1 protein-coding gene is annotated in these 530 nt (G+C 71.1%); it reads left to right on the forward strand.

All coding sequences use genetic code 11. The annotated features are described in order from the left end of the window. The coding region (locus G3I71_RS46420) for a hypothetical protein (protein ID WP_203733092.1) at nt 1-444 on the forward strand (444 nt) is incomplete at its 5' end. Between the last annotated feature and the right edge of the window lie 86 nt (nt 445-530).

A 530-nucleotide genomic window follows, 5' to 3' on the forward strand; every position in this document is an offset into this window, starting at 1 on the left:
ATGACACTCCTGCGTTACCTCTATCTCGACCGTGCGGCCGAGCCCTCGATGGCCGCCGTGTCTGGCCTGCGGGAGCTCGAGTACCTGCGGCTCGAGTTGAGACGAGGTGTCTCGACGTCCTTCGACTTCCGGTGCGACGACCCGCCCCTGCGGCTGCGGGAGCTCATCGTGATGGATGCACCGCTCGGCTCGCTGGCAGGGCTGGAGCGTCTTGCCGGGTTGGAAATCCTGGTGCTGTCGCCCGACCCCTCGGCGCCGCAGGGCGCGCCCGTGGACCTGCGGCCGCTGAGCCGTCTGGAGCGGCTGCAGGACGTGCGGATCGTCAGCGATGCGCAGTTCGAGCACATCAGCGTGATCGAGGGGCTCCCGAGGATCGAGAGAGCGCGCATCGGCGGCTGGTGCGGCGACCGACCGGCCGGGCCCGAACCCGCGACCACCCCATGACGCCAGGCCAGGAGGCCTTGCGGTGAACGCCTCGCCCGTGCAAGCCCAGAGTCGGCGGGCGGGCGTCTGCGGCCCGGACGCGGTCG

Source organism: Streptomyces sp. SID12501, from assembly GCF_010550245.1.
GTDB lineage: Bacteria > Actinomycetota > Actinomycetes > Streptomycetales > Streptomycetaceae > Streptomyces.